At 61.6% G+C, this 2,789-nt stretch carries 4 protein-coding genes; all 4 read left to right on the forward strand.

Annotated elements, in window-relative coordinates:
* Window positions 1-195 precede the first annotated feature (195 nt).
* Complete coding sequence (gene parA / locus OKC40_RS22095) at window positions 196-834, forward strand: ParA family partition ATPase (protein ID WP_033996216.1); 639 nt, start codon at window positions 196-198, stop codon at window positions 832-834.
* A 21-nt stretch (window positions 835-855) separates the two neighbouring features.
* Complete coding sequence (locus tag OKC40_RS22100; protein WP_011178357.1) at window positions 856-1,077, forward strand: plasmid partition protein ParG; 222 nt, start codon at window positions 856-858, stop codon at window positions 1,075-1,077.
* A 33-nt stretch (window positions 1,078-1,110) separates the two neighbouring features.
* Entirely contained in the window at window positions 1,111-1,497 is a 387-nt protein-coding gene (gene parC / locus OKC40_RS22105; protein WP_011270177.1) for a ParC family partition-associated protein, read from the forward strand.
* Window positions 1,498-1,653: 156 nt separating this feature from the next.
* On the forward strand, window positions 1,654-2,789 hold a 1,136-nt coding region (locus tag OKC40_RS22110; protein ID WP_270796996.1), incomplete at its 3' end, for a replication protein.

A 2,789-nucleotide genomic window follows, 5' to 3' on the forward strand; every position in this document is an offset into this window, starting at 1 on the left:
TGTGCCGACAGGTGGCCGACGAGATCCACCAGGCCGCCTAAGCCCTCCCCTGCCCTGCCACCGAACCCCGCCGCGTGCGGGGTTTTTTATGACTTCAAATCCTCAAAAGGTGCATTTACTCAAATCCTCAATATGCTATACTGCGCTTGAGTAATTCCTTTTTTCCTCAAACGCTCAATAGCTCAAGGAGCGCATATGCAAGTCATTGCTGTACTGAACCAGAAGGGCGGGGCGGGTAAAACCACCATCGCCACCCACCTTGCCCGCGCCCTGCAACTCGACGGCGCAGACGTGTTGCTGGTTGATTCTGACCCGCAGGGCAGCGCCCGCGATTGGGCCGCCGTCCGCGAGGATCAACCCGTGCCCGTGGTTGGCATCGACCGGCCCACCATCGAGCGCGATCTAAAGAGCGTGGCCCGGAAAGACTTTGTTGTGATCGACGGAGCGCCGCAGGCTCATGACTTGGCCGTGTCGGCAATGAAGTCCGCCGATTGCGTGCTGATCCCGGTGCAGCCGTCGCCCTACGACATTTGGGCAACCTCTGACCTCGTGGATTTGGTCAAGCAGCGCATCGAGCTGACCGACGGCAAGCTAAAAGCGGCTTTCGTGGTGTCCCGTGCGATCAAGGGCACCAAGATTGGTGCGGAAGTCTCCGAGGCGCTGGCCGGGTACGGCCTGCCGATCCTGCAAACGCGCATCACGCAGCGCGTCATCTACCCGAGCAGCGCGGCCAGCGGCACCACGGCCATTGACCAAGAGCCGACGAGCGAGGCCGCCGAGGAAATCCGGGCGCTGGCTGAGGAAGTGCGCCGTTTCCTCAATTGCACCATTTGAGTAATTAAGGAGTAGGTGAAAATGAGTAGCGGGAAACTTGGCATGAAAGCAGGCCGCCCGAGCGCCGCGAAGGCTGGCCCTACCTTGTCCGACCTTGCCGACAAGGCCGCCACCGTCCGGGTGAATTTCGACCTCGACCGGGCCGAGCACACGAAGCTGAAGATTTACGCCGCCAAGACCGGGCGCAGCATCACGGACATTCTGCGCGAACTGGTGCGCTCACTTGATGAAAAGAGTGATTGAGTAATCACTTAACCGGCTGGACGGGTCAAAAGCATGGACTATAGTCCATACATTTTTGATTTGGCGAAATTTAATAATGTTGATGAAATACGGCGCGTGGGGTATAAAGTGATGGTTGAAATGGAACCGTTGAGTCTGGAGGTACTGCCGCCCTCTCATTTCAAGGCGTTTGCGAAGAACGCACCGCATGAGATCAAGGGCGCTGTCATCGAGAACACAGAGCGCGGGCTGGTGATCGTGCTGCACGTTGGCAACGAGCGGCGCATTCTCGGCCAGTACCGGGGAGGCATCCGGTTTTTTCGCTCTTTCGATGGCGCGGCGGCAGTGCTGCGGCAGCATGGCGTGCTGCACTGGACGGCGAATGCAAAAGGCTGGATTCCGCGAACTTTGGAAGCGAAGGAGCGGAGTTCAGATGGATGAAAAAGCAAAGCCCCGCGTGGCAGCGGGGCTTGGCAGGGGGCGGGACTAGTCAGGTGGCACTGGCTAGAACCCAAAGGCGCAACCTATACAGGCAACACCCAGACATGGTTTGCATTGTAGCGCCCCACCTCTTGCCGCACAAGCGGAAAGAAGGTTATGGGACAGGCACAGCTACGACTTTTCAGCCCAGCCGATGAGGCGGGTTGCTATCACGACACAGCCCGGCAGGGCTTTTTCTCGTTGCTCATGGCGACGTGCGAGGGCAGCGGCAAGAAGCAGGACAGTTACCGGCTGTCACAGATGCCCGTGGTGCTCTCCATGCTCGACCACAGCCGGGATACCTGGCTGTCTCAGGCTGAGTTCATCAAGCCCAATCGCCGCGTGGTCAACTTGGCCCGCATCGGCTTGCTGTTCGCCGATCTGGACACCTACCGCGAGCCGTGGGCGCAGGGGCGCAGCCCCGAGCAACTGGCCGCCGCTGTCATGTTCCGCTGCTACGACGAAGGCGTGCCGCCGCCGTCGATCCTCGTTTTCTCTGGCCGTGGCGTGCAAGCAAAGTGGCTGCTGGATGGCACCTTGCCGCGTCAGGCGCTGCCACGCTGGAATGCCTGCCAGCGTTACCTGATCGACCGTCTGGCCGGGCTGGGCGCTGATCCAGCGGCCAAGGATGCAAGCCGCGTGCTGCGGCTGGTCAATACGGTGAACAGCAAGAGCGGCGAGGTTTGCCGCGTCATCCACGTTGAGCAAGGCCCGGACGGCGAGCCGATCCGGTACAACTTCGAGTATCTGGCCGAGGCGCTACTGCCGGTGGCCCGCTGGGACATCGAGGCCGACCGCAAGGCCCGCGCCGACCGTCGCCAGTTCAAGCTGCTGCCGGGCGGCCAAACCGGCAACCTGCGCACGCTCAACGGGCGGCAACTGGCGTGGGATCGTCTGGAGGACTTGCGCACGCTGGCCGCGCTGCGCGGCGGCGTGGCCGAGGGCGAGCGGATGCAGCACCTGTTTTGGCGGCTGAATTTCCTGCTGCTGTCAGGTGCGACGCACACCGGCCAGATGTACCACGAGGCCGCCGCGCTGGCCCGTGAGCTTGACCCACGGTGGAACTACCGCAGCGCCGAGCTTATGACGCTGTACGCCAAGGCCAAGGCCCACGAAGCCGGGGAAAAGGTGGAGTTCGGCGGCAAGCAGTTTGCGCCGCTCTACACGCCCAAGAACGACACGCTTATCAGCCTGTTTCACATCACCGACGACGAGCAGCGCAAGCTGCGCACGCTCATCAGCCGGGACATGGC

This window comes from Aeromonas sp. QDB11 (assembly GCF_027705265.1).
In the GTDB taxonomy this organism is placed as follows: Bacteria; Pseudomonadota; Gammaproteobacteria; order Enterobacterales; family Aeromonadaceae; genus Aeromonas; species Aeromonas allosaccharophila.